This window comes from Bombilactobacillus folatiphilus (genome assembly GCF_023380265.1).
Taxonomy (GTDB): domain Bacteria; phylum Bacillota; class Bacilli; order Lactobacillales; family Lactobacillaceae; genus Bombilactobacillus; species Bombilactobacillus folatiphilus.
On sequence record NZ_CP093366.1, the window covers coordinates 697,779 to 714,571 of the forward strand.

17 protein-coding genes are annotated in these 16,793 nt (G+C 35.9%); 14 read left to right on the forward strand and 3 right to left on the reverse strand.

All coding sequences use genetic code 11. The features are described 5' to 3' along the window. Position 1: 1 nt before the first annotated feature. Genes rsmD through holA form a run of 6 tightly spaced genes read left to right on the forward strand, consistent with a single transcriptional unit; the run spans position 2 to position 5,956 of the window. The gene (gene rsmD, locus MOO45_RS03600; protein WP_249515016.1) at positions 2–568 is read left to right on the forward strand and encodes a 16S rRNA (guanine(966)-N(2))-methyltransferase RsmD; all 567 of its coding nucleotides are present in this window, start codon (positions 2–4) and stop codon (positions 566–568) included. Then, a complete protein-coding gene (coaD, locus tag MOO45_RS03605; RefSeq protein WP_249515017.1) occupies positions 565–1,053 on the forward strand; it encodes a pantetheine-phosphate adenylyltransferase in 489 nt (162 codons plus the stop codon). Before rsmD ends, coaD begins: the two co-directional genes overlap by 4 nt. Then, the gene (locus tag MOO45_RS03610; RefSeq protein WP_249515018.1) at positions 1,050–2,093 is read left to right on the forward strand and encodes a SepM family pheromone-processing serine protease; all 1,044 of its coding nucleotides are present in this window, start codon (positions 1,050–1,052) and stop codon (positions 2,091–2,093) included. The genes coaD and MOO45_RS03610 overlap by 4 nt, the downstream gene beginning before the upstream one ends. 42 nt (positions 2,094–2,135) lie before the next feature. Then, complete coding sequence (locus MOO45_RS03615) at positions 2,136–2,741, forward strand: ComEA family DNA-binding protein (RefSeq protein WP_249515019.1); 606 nt, start codon at positions 2,136–2,138, stop codon at positions 2,739–2,741. Next, positions 2,734–4,938, forward strand: a complete 2,205-nt coding sequence (locus MOO45_RS03620) for a DNA internalization-related competence protein ComEC/Rec2 (RefSeq protein ID WP_249515020.1) — start codon at positions 2,734–2,736, stop codon at positions 4,936–4,938. Before MOO45_RS03615 ends, MOO45_RS03620 begins: the two co-directional genes overlap by 8 nt. Continuing rightward, positions 4,925–5,956 carry a DNA polymerase III subunit delta gene (gene holA, locus MOO45_RS03625; RefSeq protein WP_249515021.1) on the forward strand — a complete coding sequence of 344 codons (1,032 nt, stop codon included), beginning with the start codon at positions 4,925–4,927 and terminating at the stop codon, positions 5,954–5,956. The genes MOO45_RS03620 and holA overlap by 14 nt, the downstream gene beginning before the upstream one ends. Before the next feature lie 28 nt (positions 5,957–5,984). Here holA and rpsT read toward each other — a convergent pair whose 3' ends face one another. Then, entirely contained in the window at positions 5,985–6,236 is a 252-nt protein-coding gene (gene rpsT / locus MOO45_RS03630; protein WP_249515022.1) for a 30S ribosomal protein S20, read from the reverse strand. 197 nt (positions 6,237–6,433) lie between these two features. Here rpsT and rpsO point away from each other — a divergent pair, with 197 nt between their 5' ends. The 5 genes from rpsO to tig all read left to right on the forward strand — a co-directional run bounded on the left by rpsO (position 6,434) and on the right by tig (position 12,350). Then, the gene (rpsO, locus tag MOO45_RS03635; protein WP_249515023.1) at positions 6,434–6,703 is read left to right on the forward strand and encodes a 30S ribosomal protein S15; all 270 of its coding nucleotides are present in this window, start codon (positions 6,434–6,436) and stop codon (positions 6,701–6,703) included. Positions 6,704–6,884: 181 nt separating this feature from the next. After that, positions 6,885–8,588, forward strand: coding sequence for a ribonuclease J (locus MOO45_RS03640; protein WP_249515024.1), 1,704 nt, complete (start codon positions 6,885–6,887; stop codon positions 8,586–8,588). Positions 8,589–8,626: 38 nt separating this feature from the next. Next, complete coding sequence (locus tag MOO45_RS03645; RefSeq protein ID WP_249515025.1) at positions 8,627–9,565, forward strand: hypothetical protein; 939 nt, start codon at positions 8,627–8,629, stop codon at positions 9,563–9,565. A gap of 180 nt (positions 9,566–9,745) precedes the next feature. After that, complete coding sequence (gene tuf / locus MOO45_RS03650; protein ID WP_249515026.1) at positions 9,746–10,936, forward strand: elongation factor Tu; 1,191 nt, start codon at positions 9,746–9,748, stop codon at positions 10,934–10,936. A gap of 124 nt (positions 10,937–11,060) precedes the next feature. After that, a complete protein-coding gene (tig, locus tag MOO45_RS03655) occupies positions 11,061–12,350 on the forward strand; it encodes a trigger factor (protein WP_249515027.1) in 1,290 nt (429 codons plus the stop codon). A gap of 123 nt (positions 12,351–12,473) precedes the next feature. On the opposite strand, the gene MOO45_RS03660 is transcribed toward tig, so the two are convergent. After that, positions 12,474–13,394, reverse strand: a complete 921-nt coding sequence (locus MOO45_RS03660; RefSeq protein ID WP_249515028.1) for a lactate/malate family dehydrogenase — start codon at positions 13,392–13,394, stop codon at positions 12,474–12,476. Between the two features lie 128 nt (positions 13,395–13,522). Between MOO45_RS03660 and clpX the strand changes: the two genes are divergently transcribed. The 3 genes from clpX (at position 13,523) to galE (ending at position 16,520) form a co-directional block, all read left to right on the forward strand. After that, positions 13,523–14,770, forward strand: a complete 1,248-nt coding sequence (clpX, locus tag MOO45_RS03665) for an ATP-dependent Clp protease ATP-binding subunit ClpX (protein WP_249515029.1) — start codon at positions 13,523–13,525, stop codon at positions 14,768–14,770. Between the two features lie 4 nt (positions 14,771–14,774). Further along, positions 14,775–15,356 (forward strand): ribosome biogenesis GTP-binding protein YihA/YsxC, encoded by a 582-nt coding sequence (gene yihA, locus MOO45_RS03670; RefSeq protein WP_249515030.1) that lies wholly within the window; start codon positions 14,775–14,777, stop codon positions 15,354–15,356. A 174-nt stretch (positions 15,357–15,530) separates the two neighbouring features. After that, positions 15,531–16,520 (forward strand): UDP-glucose 4-epimerase GalE, encoded by a 990-nt coding sequence (galE, locus tag MOO45_RS03675; protein ID WP_249515031.1) that lies wholly within the window; start codon positions 15,531–15,533, stop codon positions 16,518–16,520. A gap of 126 nt (positions 16,521–16,646) precedes the next feature. Here galE and MOO45_RS03680 read toward each other — a convergent pair whose 3' ends face one another. After that, positions 16,647–16,787, reverse strand: a complete 141-nt coding sequence (locus tag MOO45_RS03680; RefSeq protein ID WP_249515032.1) for an SPJ_0845 family protein — start codon at positions 16,785–16,787, stop codon at positions 16,647–16,649. Positions 16,788–16,793: the final 6 nt, after the last annotated feature.

The window sequence follows — 16,793 nt, forward strand, 5'->3', positions numbered from 1 at the left end:
AATGCGAGTAATTGCAGGACGCTTTCATGGCTTAAATTTATTGCCTGTCAAAGGACGTAATACGCGTCCTACTAGTGCTAAGGTTAAGGAAGCAATGTTCAATATTTTGACACCTTATTTTAGAAATTCAATGTGTGGGTGTGATTTGTTTGCGGGGACTGGGGCCTTAGGAATTGAAGCAGTGTCCCGCGGTGTTCAACGGATGTATTTGGTGGATTCTAATCGACAAGCTCAACAAGTCATCCGTCAAAATGTAGATAAAACTCACGCACAAACGGATTTTAGGATTTGGTCAATGACTGCACAGCGTGCTCTGATTCAATTACAAAAAGAACATGTGAAATTGGATTTATTGTTATTAGATCCTCCTTATGCACAGCATACGACGCAAAAATTAATTGAGCAAGCTCGTCAGGCCAGCATTTTGAATCAGCAAGCACTAATTATGATTGAAACAGATTATCATTTATCGTTGCCACCAGAACGGTTGTATCAAGTTTTAGCAGATAAAACATATGGGCAAACATATATTCAAGTTTGGCGATTTATAGGGAGTCGGGAAAATTGAGAAAAATTGGTCTTTATGCGGGGAGTTTTGATCCTATTACCAATGGACATTTAGATATTATTAAACGTGCCAGTCGATTATTCGATGTTTTGTATGTGGTGATTATGAATAATACGCGCAAACAATATACATTTTCATTTGAACAAAAGCAGCAATTAGCTTCAAAGGCTATTCAAACGCTTAGACAAGATAATATTCAGGTACTGGCACGTCCAGAGCAATTAGTTGCACAAGTGGCCCAACAATTAAGCGCCCGTTGGTTGGTTCGTGGGGTTAGAACGGCCGAAGATTTGAATTACGAGATAGGGATGCAACAAATTAATCAACTGCAGAGTTCTGATTTGGAAACAGTTTATTTGGTCGCTAAACCTCAGTATATGTACGTTTCTTCCAGCATGGTTAAAGAAGTAGTAACTTATGGTGGGCAAGTAAAGGGATTAGTCCCGTTGGAAGTTGAACAGGCATTGGTGGATAAATTACGATGATTTATCATAAGTCTAAATACCGTGGCTTGGGGCTGGGGATTGTCTTGTTATTACTAGTTTTTGTTTTTTGTCCGTTACCTTATTTTATTGAGTCGCCAGGAACAGCACAATCTAGTAGTCGAGTGATTAAATTTAAAGCGAAACCGGAATATTCAACAGATAAATTACTTTTTACAACGGTCAGAATTCAACAGGCAACTCCACTGACCATTACGCTTGCGCAATTAACTCCTTTTAATGACGTGATTTCGCGCAAAGATTTAATGGCTGATAGTAACACAGCTGAATATAACCAAATGGAAAAGTATTATATGGAAAATGCAGGCAATAACGCGATTGAAGCTGCTTTTAAGAAAGCCCAGCAGCCAATTCATAAAAAGTATTTGGGAATCTATGTGATGTCGATTTTAGCAAATTCACCTGCCAAAAAAGTTCTTAAAGTAGGTGATGTGATTTCAAAAATTGATGGTCATCGTTTTGCTAGTAGTGCTGCGTTTATGCATTATATTCACACTCAGCGTGTCTATCATCAAGTGACGATTACCTACCAGCGCCACGGTCAAACGCGTGTAGTTAAATCAACTTTAATGAAATTGCCTCAGACTAAACAAGTAGGTTTGGGTATTAGCCTCGTCGATCATGTACATGTGCAGACTAAACCTAGAGTGCAAGTTAAAGCTGGTGATATCGGTGGACCTTCTGCTGGTTTGATGTTTACGTTACAAATTTATTCTCAGTTGACACGACATGATCTCACGCATGGACGTATTATTGCAGGAACGGGCACAATTACGCCAGAGGGAAAAGTGGGTCCTATTGGCGGTATTGATAAAAAAGTTTATGCAGCTAATAAAGCAGGTGCTAAAGTCTTTTTAGCACCAAGAGATAAAGTCACCAAAGCTAAACTGAAATTAGATTCGCATTACCAAAGCAATTATCAAACAGCCAAGAAAGCTGCACAACGCTTACATACTTCTATGAAAATTGTTCCCGTCGACAATTTAAATCAGGCAATTAATTATTTAGAGGCTCATCATTAAAAAAATGATGGCCTTTTTTCGTAATTTCAAATGGGTGATTTTATGGAAAAAATAAAGGTGTTATTACAAACTTATTGGCAGTGGCTTCTAGGTGGTGTCATCATTATAGTCGTTTTGATATGGCGATTTTGGCCTGCACCACAGGCAAATAATCAAATTGTGCAATCAGCACCACAAAAACAACAGACCAAAATAGCACATCAAACTTCTACTTCTAGAACCATCATGGTGGATGTTCAAGGCGAAGTGAACAAACCAGGAGTTTATCATTTGCTGACTACGGCACGTGTTTATGATGCACTGCAACACGCGGGCGGTCCAACGGCTAATGCAAACTTGCAGGGAATTAACCAAGCTCAAAAATTACATGATCAAGGACAAGTGATCGTTCCTAATAAAAACCAATCAACATCAGCGGTTGGTGGTGACACAACTGCTTCTATGGGAGCCAATAGTAAAAGTATTAATTTGAATTCGGCAACGTCCGAAGAATTACAGCAGGTGAATGGCTTAGGTCCCAAAAAAGCTGACGCAATTGTTCAATATCGACAAGATCATGGTACTTTTAGTTCAGTAAATGACTTGACTAAAGTCAAGGGAATTGGTGATAAAACAGTTGAGAGTTTGAAGGATCAACTTAGTGTTTGAACGTGGTTGGTTTTTATTTGGAGCACTAGCATTACAATTGATGATTGCTTTTAAAGTGACGCATAATTGGCTATGGTTGAGCTTATTTGGTCTCTTAATTTTGGTTATTTTTCGTAATCGGCATTATCAAACTTTATTTTTAATATTGATTGCAGGATTTGTTGGTACGTTACTTGTTCGCTCACCCGATATTAAAGAACCTACAGTCAGAATGATTACGGTCTATCCTGATCAAATTACTCAAAAAAATGATTGGACTTATGGTCAGGGACGATTACCAACTGGCCAACGAGTTAGTTTTGGTTTTTCTAGCAAAAAGCATTTTTTACAATCCAAAATCTTGTATTTACAAGCTGATTTTGAATGGCAACGAGTTGCGCCGGCCACAAATCCTGGTGAATTTGATTTTCAAAAATATTATCAGACTAAACAAATTTATTTTCGGGCTAATGCAACGCAGGTACGTGTTCAGACTCGGTCACCGCATAGTATTTTAGAATTGTTGCACGTTTGGCGTTTTCAATTACTTCAAAAATTGCAGTCGCTACCACGATGGTTAAAACTGAATGCCAGCAGTTTATTATTTGGTCAGTTTGATAACCAGGAACAAGATCTGCGACAAGGTTTAACTAATATTGGTATTATTCATATTTTTAGTATTTCAGGTCTGCATATTTCCTTGTTGGTTGGCTGGGTATTACGAATTAGTTCTCTTATACGTTTACGCAAAGAACGGGTGGAATGGGCGGTGATAGGGACCTTACCGATTGTTGCGATCATTACGGGATCAGGCGTTGGTGTTTGGCGAGCGTGTGTAGGACGTACGTTACAAATCTTAAATGATAAAGGAGGTTGGCTTTTATCGCGTAATGATTTGTTTGCGTTAACATTGACAATTCATAGTTTATTTGATCCGTATGTTCTTTTTTCTTTAGCAGGACAATTGAGTTATCTTTTGGCTTATGGATTAATTATTTTGAATCAGAGTAATCTCTTGCAGCAGTCACTTTTAATTAACTTAATTAGTGCACCAGTTTTAATTTTTCACAATTACAGTTTTGGCTGGCTGACTTTTTTAGCAAATCTGTGTCTAACACCATTATTTGAAAAATTTATTATTCCAGTAACCATATTTAGTGTGTTTTGTTCTTCCAATTACTGGTTAATTACTAATTTAGAACTTTTTTTTGATATCATTTATCGGCCAATTGAATTAACCGCTCATGCTAGTTGGACACAGTTGACCGTTGGTCAGATGAGTCTAATGTTTTTGATTTTATTATTGTGTCTTACTTTAATGGTTGTACAACATCCAACGAAAAAGAATTTGCTAGGATTGTTGAGCATATACTGTTTTTTAATTTTAAATAATCATTTTCCGGTAAATGGTGAAGTTAGTTTGATTGATATTGGTCAAGGAGATAGTATTTTGATTACCACGCCTTTTTTGCAACACACTTTTTTAATTGATACAGGTGGTAAATTGAATTTTGGAAAGTATCATTCTACCAATAATCGTGTGCAATCAATTACAATTCCTTATTTACGTTATAAGGGAATTACTCATTTAGATGGGGTCTTTTTAACGCACCAGGATGCTGATCATATTGGTGATTTATCCGTTTTGCTACAAAATTTTCCTGTCCATAATGTTTATTTTGCAGATGGTATGCAAAATAATAAAGCTGTTCAGCGACAATTGCAAAATTTTCAAACTAAAATTACACTAACTAAATTGCACGTTAATGATCAATTTAATTTGGGACATCATAATTCCATTAAGGTGGTCTGGCCGGATCATCTGTCTAATAGTAAGAATGAGGATTCATTAAGTTTGTTGTGTCATTTGCAGAATAAGACATGGTTATTTACAGGCGATTTAGATCGTCAAAATGAATTAAAATTATTTAAAAATCATACACAACATGTTGATTACCTTAAAGCGGGACATCATGGTAGTAAAACTGCTAGTTCACCGAAATTTTTACGCCAGATTCAACCTGAAAAAGTTTTGATTTCTGTTGGACGGCATAATCGGTATGGTCACCCTAGTTCAGAAACGATGTCGACTTTAAAAAAGTTACGGATTCCTACGTTAAGTACAGCACAACATGGTATGATTACTTGGCAGTACAATTATCATAATCAACAAAATTGGCAAGTTTTTTCGAGGAAAAAGTTAGATGAAAGTCAATGAATTAAAAGAACAATTAACAAAACAAATTGCACCAGTTTATGTAGTTTTAGGGACACAAACTCAGTTAATCAGGCAAACCAAGCAAGCTTTTTTGGCAGTTTTGTCAGCTGAAGAACAGTCACTTAATGTGGCTGAATTTGATTTGGAACAGGTCGATATTGAAGAAGCAATTGGAGAAGCCAATACGCTTCCTTTTTTGGGAGAGCATAAATTGGTTTTGGTCAATAATCCACACTTTTTATCGGGAAGTCACACTAAAAGTGTAATAAATCAAAATATTGATGCGTTCAGTTCTTATATTATGGATCCACAGTTAACAACTATTTTGGTGATTTTTGCGCCTTACAGTAAATTAGATCAGCGTAAAAAAATCACTAAATTACTCAAACAGTATGCCGAGTGGGTGGATGCGCAACAACAAGCTGGTCAAAATTTAAAGTCGTTTATTTTACAAGTTTTGCAAGAACAGGGGTTTACGATCGAACCTCGTGCTTTGACTAGTCTTTTGCAGCGCACACAAGAAGATTATTCTACAGTAGTTGCAGAATTAGAAAAACTGATGCTCTATAACATGCATTCTCAAAAAATCACGGCGCAATCAGTGGAAAAATTGGTTCCACAATCGCTAGATGATAATATTTTTGATCTGATTGATTCAATTTTACAAGGAAATTTGCAGCGATCCGAGCAATTGTATCAACAACTGCTCTTATTGAATAATGATCCGATTTTGTTGACAGCAGTTTCTCAAAGTCAAATTCGGTTGTTATTGCAAGTTAAAATATTATCAAAAGAAGGTATGGCGTCTGGCAAGATGGCAAAGTTTTTACAAGTCCATCCTTATCGTGTTAAATTAGCACTCCAACGAGTTCGATTGTATGATTTATCGCAATTGAAAAAAGCATTATTGGATTTGATTGAGATAGATTATCAAATGAAAACAGGGCAGGGCGATAAAAGAAGATTGTTTGAGATTTTTATGATTACTTTTATTATGGATAATAAAAAGACGGACTAATGTTAGTCCGTCTTTTTGAAAAATCTAATTATTTAATTTTAGCAGCTAAACGGGATTTATCACGAGCAGCTTTATTTTGTTTAATTAGACCTTTAGATTTGGCCATGTCAACAGCACGTGTAGCTTGACGATACAATTCTTGTGTATTGTCAGAATTGTTGGCAACAGCATTTTCAAATTTCTTAATTGTTGAACGCATCTCACTGCGTTGAGCAGAATTACGTTCGTTTGCCTTTGCAGATGTACGTACTCTCTTAATTGCTGATTTAATTTGTGGCATTCTTATTCACCTCCGCCGTCATTCCAATACTTAAAAAGTATACTAAACCCCTGCAGACTTTGCAATGATTGAGAAATAAATTCTTGCATTTTTATTATGATTACGGTATATTTTAAAGTGTGTTAGCTTTGCTTTGTTTGTTGTTACACCGACGCAGACGAAGTTTAGCTGAATTATTTAATAAGGTGGAATGAATTATGGCAATTACTAAGGAAAAGAAGCAAGAATTAATTGAAAAATACGGTCGTAAATCTGGGGATACTGGTTCTCCAGAAGTACAAGTAGCTGTTTTAACTTATGAAATTAATAATTTAAATGATCATTTGAAGATTAACAAAAAAGATCATCATTCTTATGTAGGTTTATTGAAAAAAATTGGTCATCGTCGTAACTTGTTGGCTTATCTACGGAATAAAGATATCAACCGTTATCGTGATTTAATTCAAAGTTTAGGTTTACGTCGTTAATATTATATTTTAAAAGTTGTTGGGTTATACCCAGCAGCTTTTTTATTTTGACTGTGAAGATGATTTCTATAAAAAAGGCTTGGGATGTGCTACAATTAAACAAATACATTCAGATGTTCCGTTAGAACAGTAAGATCTGCTTAATATTTTAATAAAGTTTTTCATAAGAAAGGTGAGCTGAGTGGCAAAGTTAAAAATTATTCCTTTGAGTGGTTTACGCGAAAACGGCAAGAATCTATATGCCGTAGAATATGGTGACGAAATCGTTGTTTTGGATTGCGGATTGCAATATCCTGAAAATGAGTTGTTGGGAATTGATATCGTAATTCCTGACTTTAGTTATTTACAAGATAATATTGATAAGGTTGTTGGGATTTTTTTAACACATGGTCATGCCGATGCAATCGGTGCATTGCCATATTTGATAGATAATTGTGACATTCCTGTATTTGGATCTAAACTGACAATTGAGTTGGCTAAAATTAGTACAAAAGAAAACAGTCGTAGTCGTAAATTTAATAATTTTCAAGTTATAGATGCACAAACAGCGATCGATTTTGAAAATTTGAGCGTTTCCTTTTTTAAAACCACGCACTCCATTCCTGATTCCTTGGGAATTGTTGTAAAAACTCCTGTTGGCCAAGTTGTTTATACCGGTGATTTTAAATTTGATCAGTCTGCAATTCAGTCTTATCAAACTGATTATCAGCGTTTGGCAGATATCGGTCGCGAACCGGTACTTGCGTTATTAAGTGATTCGGCAAATGCGGAATCCCCTTATCCTGCGGCAGATGAACGGGATATTTATAATTATATTTGGGAGACTTTCGAATATCAAACTGGTCGAATTATTGTGGCTTCAGTAGCTTCTAATATTCTGCGGATGCAACAGATTTTTAATGCTGCGCAAAAGACTCATCGGAAAGTGGTCTTGACAGGTCAAAGTGCTTTAAAAATTGTCCGGATGGCAATTAAGTTGGGGTACTTAGATGTTCCGGACGATTTGTTAGTTTCAGCTAGACAGGCTGAAAGTTTACCTAATGAACAAATTGTTATTATTGAGACTGGACGTATGGGTGAACCAATTAAAATTTTGCAAAAAATGGCTACCAGTCATCATCATTTTTATCATATTGAAGACGGTGATTTGGTCTTTTTGACGACGACACCATCACATGCTATGGAAACTACTGTGGCAAAAACGCGAGACTTGATTTTTAGAGCTGGCGGCAATGTTAAAAGTTTAAGTGATTCAGGCTTGTATACTTCAGGTCATGCGGCTAAAAGCGATTTGCAATTGATGATTAATATTTTGCATCCTCAAAATGTAATTCCTGTGCAGGGTGAGTATCGCAATCTCAATGCTCATGCTAAGATTGCCATGGAAGCAGGTTTGGATCAGAACCATGTCTTTTTATTGCAAAATGGTGATGTTTTAAGTTATGAGCATCAACAATTTCACTTGGCGCCAGCAGTGACGGCTGGTGATACCATGATTGATGGTATTGGTGTAGGCGATATTGGAACAATTGTTTTACGCGATCGTAAATTATTGTCACAAGATGGTGTTTTCATTGCTGTTGTGACGATTGATCGTAAAAAGAAGCGAATTGTTTCGCAACCGCAGATTACAGCACGTGGTTTTGTAGGCATGGAGCGTAATCAAAATTTGTTTGATACCAGTCGAGATATTGTAGTTAAAGCTGTGGAAAATAATTTGGTGCATAAAGATTTTGATTGGTCCGAACTAAAACAAGATGTTCGTGAAAATTTGAACCATTTCTTGTGGGATAAAACAAAAAGGCACCCAGTTATTTTACCTGTCATTATGGAAGTTAATCAAAATCGGCATCGTAAATCACAAAGTGGTGCTAGTCATAAATAAAGTCCTGATTTCAGGACTTTTTTCATGGGAGTTTTCAAGTGAAAGATAATACTGAGGCAAATTATCAAAAGTTATTAGATAATGCGAAAAAATACTTGGTAAACAAAGCTTATGACTTGGCTGCGCAAGCTTTTGAAGAAGCTTATCAACTAAAGCCAAGTTTTGATTTGCATCAAAAGATTGTACAAACATGGCATCGAGCTCATCAAGATCAAATTGCTTGGCAATTGGTTCAAGATAAATTGGATCAATATCTGACTAGTTTAACGAGTATTGCTTTGGTTTTGGATATCATTATGGCATTGCATGACTTTATTGGAGCACAGCAGTTAATTCAACAAAATGTGTCCGTTTTGGAAAACAAACAATCAGAATTTCAAACTTTGGTGATGAAAAATCAATATCATTATCAATTAAATCATCTTGAAGACGTGAAAAAGCTCAAGCGACAAATATTAACGATTTTGACCTATTCATTAACAAAACAATCAGAGCTGATTTGGGGGTTACACTGTCTTTCTTTGACTGATTTCAAGCAGTGTTGTCAAAGTCTTTTAGATAATCCGTATTTGCATCCATTATTGAAAGCCAGTGTTACTGAAGATTTAGTAAAATTAAATTTGCGTCAACGGTGGACCATTAATTTTTTTGGTGAGCTGCGCGAATTTGTACCGGGGCGTCAACGATTAATTTATCAATCTAAGAGTTTGAGTGTAATGCAAAATTTATTAGTAGAAAAATTTTCTGATGGGACGAATAATAATTTGGATTTTTGTCAAAAAGAGATGAATCTATATGCAGCAATGCTGTATCCTTTCACAGATCAAATTATTACCGAACCTGATTTATGGTTTCAGCTAATTATGGAGCGTTTGAATTTTGAAAAAAGTAGTCAATCACTTGAAAATCAGCCAAAAGCTGTTAAAGTAAATAAGTGGTTGGATGAATTAGAAAATTTATTAAGTTTATTCAATTAATAAAAAATGGTTTACATTTTACAACGCAGTTTGTATACTACTAAGAGTATATTTTTGGTCGGTATCGCTTTGTTTTTGGAACCAAAAGTAGTATAATTTTTGCATAAAGAGTTATCTTCGCATTACTCTTTATATTTTTTTGTGAAGATAATTCAGATGACAAACAGGAGGTTTCTTTTCATGGCAGAAAAAGAACATTATGAAAGAACTAAGCCCCATGTAAATATCGGTACTATCGGTCACGTTGACCACGGTAAAACAACTTTAACAGCAGCTATTACTAAAGTTTTAGCTGATAAAGGTTTAGCTAAAGCCGAAGATTACTCTGATATTGACAAGGCCCCAGAAGAAAAAGAACGTGGGATTACAATCAACACAGCTCACGTTGAATACGAAACAGAAAAGCGCCATTATGCTCATATTGACGCCCCAGGACATGCTGATTACGTTAAAAACATGATCACTGGTGCTGCGCAAATGGACGGTGCTATTTTGGTTGTTGCTGCGACTGATGGTCCTATGCCACAAACGCGTGAACATATTTTGTTAGCTCACCAAGTTGGTGTTGACTATATTGTTGTGTTCTTGAACAAGACAGACTTAGTTGATGATGATGAATTAGTTGACTTAGTTGAAATGGAAGTTCGTGAATTATTGTCCGAATACGATTATCCTGGGGATGATATTCCAGTTATTCGTGGATCCGCTTTGAAAGCTTTGGAGGGTGATCCAGACCAAGTTAAGGTTATCGAACAATTAATGGATACTATTGATGACTATATTCCAACTCCAGAACGTAGCAATGATAAGCCATTCTTAATGCCAGTTGAAGATGTCTTCACAATTACTGGTCGTGGTACTGTTGCTTCTGGTCGTATTGATCGTGGTGAAGTTAAAGTCGGTGATGAAGTTGATATCGTCGGTTTACACGAACAAGATGGTCATTCAACTGTTACTGGTTTGGAAATGTTCCGGAAAACACTTGACTTAGGTGAAGCTGGCGATAACGTTGGTGTACTTTTACGTGGTGTTAACCGTGATCAAATCGAACGTGGTCAAGTTTTAGCTAAACCAGGTTCTATTCAAACTCATAACAAGTTTAAAGGTGAAGTTTACATCTTAACTAAAGAAGAAGGTGGACGTCATACTCCATTCTTCTCAAACTATCGTCCACAGTTCTATTTCCATACAACTGATGTTACAGGTGTTATTGAATTACCTGATGGTGTTGAAATGGTTATGCCTGGCGATAATGTTACGTTTGAAGTTGATTTAATTGCTCCAGTTGCTATTGAAAAGGGTACTAAATTCACAGTTCGTGAAGGTGGACGTACCGTTGGTGCTGGTGTTGTTACTGATATTTTAGATTAATTTTATCAAGAAAGCCTGGGTTACCAGGCTTTTTTTATACATAGAACTAGTTATAATATTTACAACTTGTTTTATTTAGAGTAAAATAATACTGTATGAGACAATTAGTACCGGAGGGATATTAATGGCTACGCAAGCTGAATGGACGAAAGAAAAAGATCAAGACGGAAAATTAACATTTGAAATAGATCAAGATACAATTAAACAAGGATTGGATACTGTTTTTCAACGAGTTCGCAAGACATTAAATGTTCCTGGATTTCGGAAGGGAAAAGTTCCGCGTGTGGTTTTTAATCAGATGTATGGTGAAGAGGCTCTTTATCAGGATGCTTTAAACGATGTTTTACCTTTAGCTTATTCTAAAGCAATTGATGAAACAAAGATAAAGCCGGTTGGTCAACCACAAGTTTCTATTGAAAGTATGGAAGCTGATAAGCCTTGGAAGATTTCTGCGACAATTGCTATTGAACCAGAAGTTAAACTTGGTGATTACAAGGGCTTAGAAGTCAAAAAGCAAGATACAGATGTTGCTGATACAGATATTGACGATGAGTTAACACGTCTGCAAAAACAACAAGCGGAATTAGTTTTAAAAGAGGATGGTAAATCTGAGAAGGGTGATACTGTCATTATTGACTATAAAGGAACTGTTGATGGTGTTGCTTTTGATGGTGGTAGTGCTGATAACTATTCATTAGAATTAGGTTCTGGCTCATTTATTCCGGGATTTGAGGATCAATTGATTGACCATCAAAGTGGTGATGATGTTGATGTTAAAGTAACTTTTCCTGAAGATTACCAGGCAAAAGATTTAGCTGGTAAAGAAGCTCATTTTCAAACAAAAATTCACGAAATAAAAACTAAGGAATTACCTGAATTAGATGATGATTTTGCAAAAGATGTTGATGAGGATGTTAATTCTTTGTCAGAATTGAAGACAAAAGTTAAGGAGCGTTTGCAAGATCAACGTAAAGCTGCTGCTGAAGATGCAATTGAAACTGAAGTTGTAGATCAAGCTATTGAGAATGCTACGTTTGAGGCGATTCCACAGGTGATGATTGATACAGATGTTCAAAATCAAATTGATCAGTATTTAGGTAATATGCAACGTCAGGGAATTAATCCTAATATGTACTACCAAATGACTGGCACAACTGAAGATGATTTAAAGAAACAATTTAGTCAAGATGCAGAAAAACGGGTTAAGACTAACTTATTGTTAGAAGCAATTGTCAAAGCGGAAGATATTAAGGTTTCTGACGATGAACGTGATGAAGAAGTTAAAGAATTGGCTCAAGATTATGGTATGCAAGAAGATGCTGTACGGAATGCTTTGTCTAATGAAATGTTAGATCATGATATTGCTATTAAGCGAGTTGTTGATTTAATGACTGATTCAGCTGTTGAAAAATAATAAATTTGGTTAAAATAATGCTATCTAAGCGTTATTTTATTATCATAAATCATCAAAAAAGATAAGAATCGGATACTTTTAATAAGAATCGATTCTTATCTTTTTATTTCAATAAATATTGTATTAATGCACTTTGTTGTAATTAGCCTGAATGGCTTGTGCGGCTTCTTGATATGCTTTTTGTTCGTGGTCATTTAACGCTAAATCAACAATTTCGTCAATGCCGGTCTGACGCACAATAGCAACTTGACCAATATATAATTTGAGATTAGGATCATAGGCGCTAACGGGCATAGCAATACGAGCATCGTTAAGAATTGCTTCGACAATTAAATTGACCCAAGTAGCAATGCCATTATTGGTGAAATGTTTGCCATTAAAAATGGTATAACCACCATCGGTAATGTCTTCAGCTAATTTATCTAGGTCTAACTGAAAGTGATTAATAGCTTGGCTAGCTACCTGTACTGTTGACCAAGCAGGAAACATTTTGTCACCATGTTCACCGAGAACATAGCCTTGAATATCATGATAGTTGTGACCAGTGGCGTTGCCCACAGCGTGATGCATTCTGGCGGTTTCTAAACCGGTACCAGTACCAATAACTTGACTAGTTTTGACCCCAATTTCCTCTTGTAACATTCGGGCGATAACGTCACAAGGATTAGTAATTGTAACGATAATACCGCTGAAGCCTGAAGCTTTAATTTTAGGGGCTATTTCATGAACCATTTGACTGGTTAAATTTAATTCGTAGTCACGTTCACCGCCATGCTCTAATAATGCGGAAATTTTGCCAGGACAAAAGATAATGATATCTAAATCTTTTAACTTGCTCCATTGCTCAGCATTGTAATCCTGCACCTCAATTTCGGTATCCGTTGATAATAAGGCGATCTGATCTTGCAAATCAGCTTGTTCAGATTTAGCCTTTGCATTATTTTTATCGACAATAACGATTTTACCAACTTTTCCACGTTGAGCCATTACTAAAGAAGTGGTTGCTCCAACGTGACCTTGACCAATAATTCCTACTTTGTTCATATTCTGCACCGACTTTCGTGTATAATTAGAACAGCAAAAGGTTTTAAAACTTTTACTTTTCTTGAAGTCTATGCTAACCTTTTTATTGCGCAATTCATAGTATTAGACTTAAATTGGGAGGAAATTTTATGTTTGATAGTACCAATGATGACAGTACAATTGTTTGTTCGTTTTGTGGCAAATCCCAAGATCAGGTTCAGCGTATTGTTGCGGGACCAGGTGTGTATATTTGTAATGAATGTGTTGATTTGTGCAAGCAAATTATCGATGATGCAACTGATGTCGACAAAGAATTAACAATCACAGATTTACCTTCACCTAAAGAAATTATGGCCGTTTTAGATCAATATGTAATTGGTCAAAAAGAAGCTAAGAAAAATTTAGCAGTAGCGGTTTATAATCATTATTTGCGAATTAATAGTCAATCGACGGACGATGATCAAACGGTTGAAATGCAAAAAAGTAATATTGCATTAATTGGCCCGACTGGTTCAGGGAAAACTTATTTAGCACAAACTTTGGCTAAAATTTTGCAGGTTCCCTTTGCAATTGCAGATGCCACTGCTTTAACGGAAGCCGGTTATGTGGGTGAAGATGTAGAAAATATTTTGCTCAAATTATTACAAAACGCAAACTTTGATGTAGAAAAAGCAGAACATGGCATTATTTATATTGATGAGATTGATAAGGTTGCCAAAAAAAGTGAAAATGTTTCGATTACTCGTGATGTTTCAGGTGAGGGTGTACAGCAGGCGCTTTTGAAAATTTTAGAGGGAACAATTGCTAGTGTGCCACCACAAGGTGGTCGAAAACATCCACAACAAGAAATGATTCAAATTAATACGAAGAATATTTTGTTTATTGTTGGGGGTGCGTTTGACGGCATTGATGAAATTATCAAAAATCGTTTAGGTGAGAAAACAATTGGCTTTGGTTTTAACGATGAGAGTCAAGGTGGTTTACATGACGAAATTAAAACCCATATTATTCCCGAAGATTTAATGAAATTTGGTATTATTCCAGAATTTATTGGGCGGATTCCTGTGATAACAACCTTAGATAAATTAACACAAAATGATTTAGTGCAAATTTTAACCAAGCCTAAAAATGCTTTAGTCAAGCAGTATCAGCGACTATTTGCACTTAATGATGTGGAATTAGAATTTAATCGTAATGCGTTGGAAGCGATGGCTGATTTAGCTATGAAGAGAAATACTGGTGCGCGGGGCTTACGTTCGATTATTGAGGAAACGTTGATGGATACAATGTATGAAGTACCCAGTCGCGATGATATTCAGCGGGTAGTCGTTACGAAAAAAGCTGTTGAGGGTACACAAAAGCCTGCTCTATATGATAGCAAAGGCAAGGTTGCTTGAAGTTATGCAAATTAAAAATGTAACAATGGATTTAAGTGCTGTCAATTCGTTACAATATCCAAATGATCATTGGCCGGAAATTGCATTGGCCGGTCGTTCGAATGTGGGTAAATCATCATTAATTAATAGTTTATTGAAACGCAAAAATTTTGCGCGAACTTCGAGTACTCCTGGTAAAACGCAGACATTAAATTTTTATGGAATTAATTCTCAATTGTATTTGGTTGATGTGCCAGGTTATGGCTATGCTAAGGTTTCTAAAAAGCAACGGGCAGAGTTTGGTGCTATGATTGAGGAGTATTTAACAACGCGGCAGGAGTTAAATGGGATTATTATTTTGGTTGATGGGCGTCACGCACCAACTGACGATGATGTGTCGATGTATCAATTTGTTAGTTATTATAAAATTCCAACTTTGATTGTGGCGACTAAAATGGATAAAGTTAAACATAATCAATGGAATAAGACGGTTGCAAATGTGATCAAAACTTTGCAATTAAATCAACGCGACCAGCTCCAATTATTTAGTTCCGTGACTAAATTTGGTTACGATGAAGTTTGGCATTGGATTGAATCACATTGTTAATATAAAAATAATAAAGATTGAGCAACTGATATTGGTGGCTCAATTTTTTTGGTTTCCAAAAAGTAGAAAAGAGTTTTCGTTTCATCGATAAATTAAGTAGTATTCACGATTTGGAATGGCTATAATAAAAATGAAGTTTAATGAATAAGCTGTTATCTGAACAGGAGGAATAATATGGCCATTTTGGTTTTAGGTGGTGCTGGTTATATCGGTTCACACATGGTCGATTTATTAGTACAAAAAAAAGAAGATGTAGTAGTCGTTGATAATTTAAGTTACGGACATCGGCAAGCAGTTCCAGAATCGGTGCCATTTTATCAAGGTGATGTACGCGATCACGACTTTTTAGAGCAAGTGTTTACACAGCATGATATTGAAGCTGTATTTCATTTTTGTGCCTACATTCAAGTTCCAGAATCTGTTGTTAAACCAAATGATTATTTTGATAATAATGTGGTAGGCTTAATTAGTCTAATTAATGTGATGAAAAATCATCAAGTTAAAAAATTAATTTTTTCCTCATCTGCTGCGGTATACGGAACTCCGGAACGCGTTCCTATCAAGGAAGATGATGCCAAAGATCCGATTAATCCTTATGGTTTAACCAAATTAATGATGGAACAAATTATGCGTTGGGATGGTGCTGCGTATGAGATGCAATGGTTGGCCTTTCGTTATTTTAATGTTGCAGGTGCGCGGTTAGATGGTAATTTAGGTGAAGATCATCGACCAGAAACACATTTGATTCCAATTGTTTTGCAAGCTGCTCTGGGGCAGCGTGAACATGTTGAGATGTGTGGTAATGATTATCAAACGCGTGATGGTTATAATGTTCGCGATTACGTTCATGTTTTAGATTTGGTGCAGGCGCATTATTTTGGGTTAGAATATTTGCGCCAAGGTGGTCAAAGTGACTACTTTAATATTGGTTCGAAGCAAGGTTTTACTGTGAAAGAAATTGTTGAAGCAGCAAGACGGGTTACTGGTGTAAATATTAAGGCTATTGATGCTCCACGACGTGGCGGTGATCCAGATTCGTTAGTTGCGGATAGTACTAAAATTCGAACTGATTTAGGTTGGCAATCACCACACACAGATATTGATACGATTATTAGTTCTGCCTGGAATTGGCTGCAAAAGCATCCCAATGGTTATTCAAAATAGCAAGTACCTGTTGTTAGTTTTACTCATGTCACTAAAAATTCTTTCTAGGAAAATTTAGTGATTTTTTTATAAATGAAATCATATGTATAAAAAAAGACTAGCTTTAAAACCAGTCATATTTTTGAATTAATTTTTATCTTTTTCTCGTTGTAATTTATCTTTAGTCTCTTTAACTGCTTGAAGATCTTTCTGGGTCTCATCAGGCAGAGAAGCAAATTTATCGAATAAACTTTCGAAATTATTTTCGCGTTTGACAGTCAATCCCATTCCGGC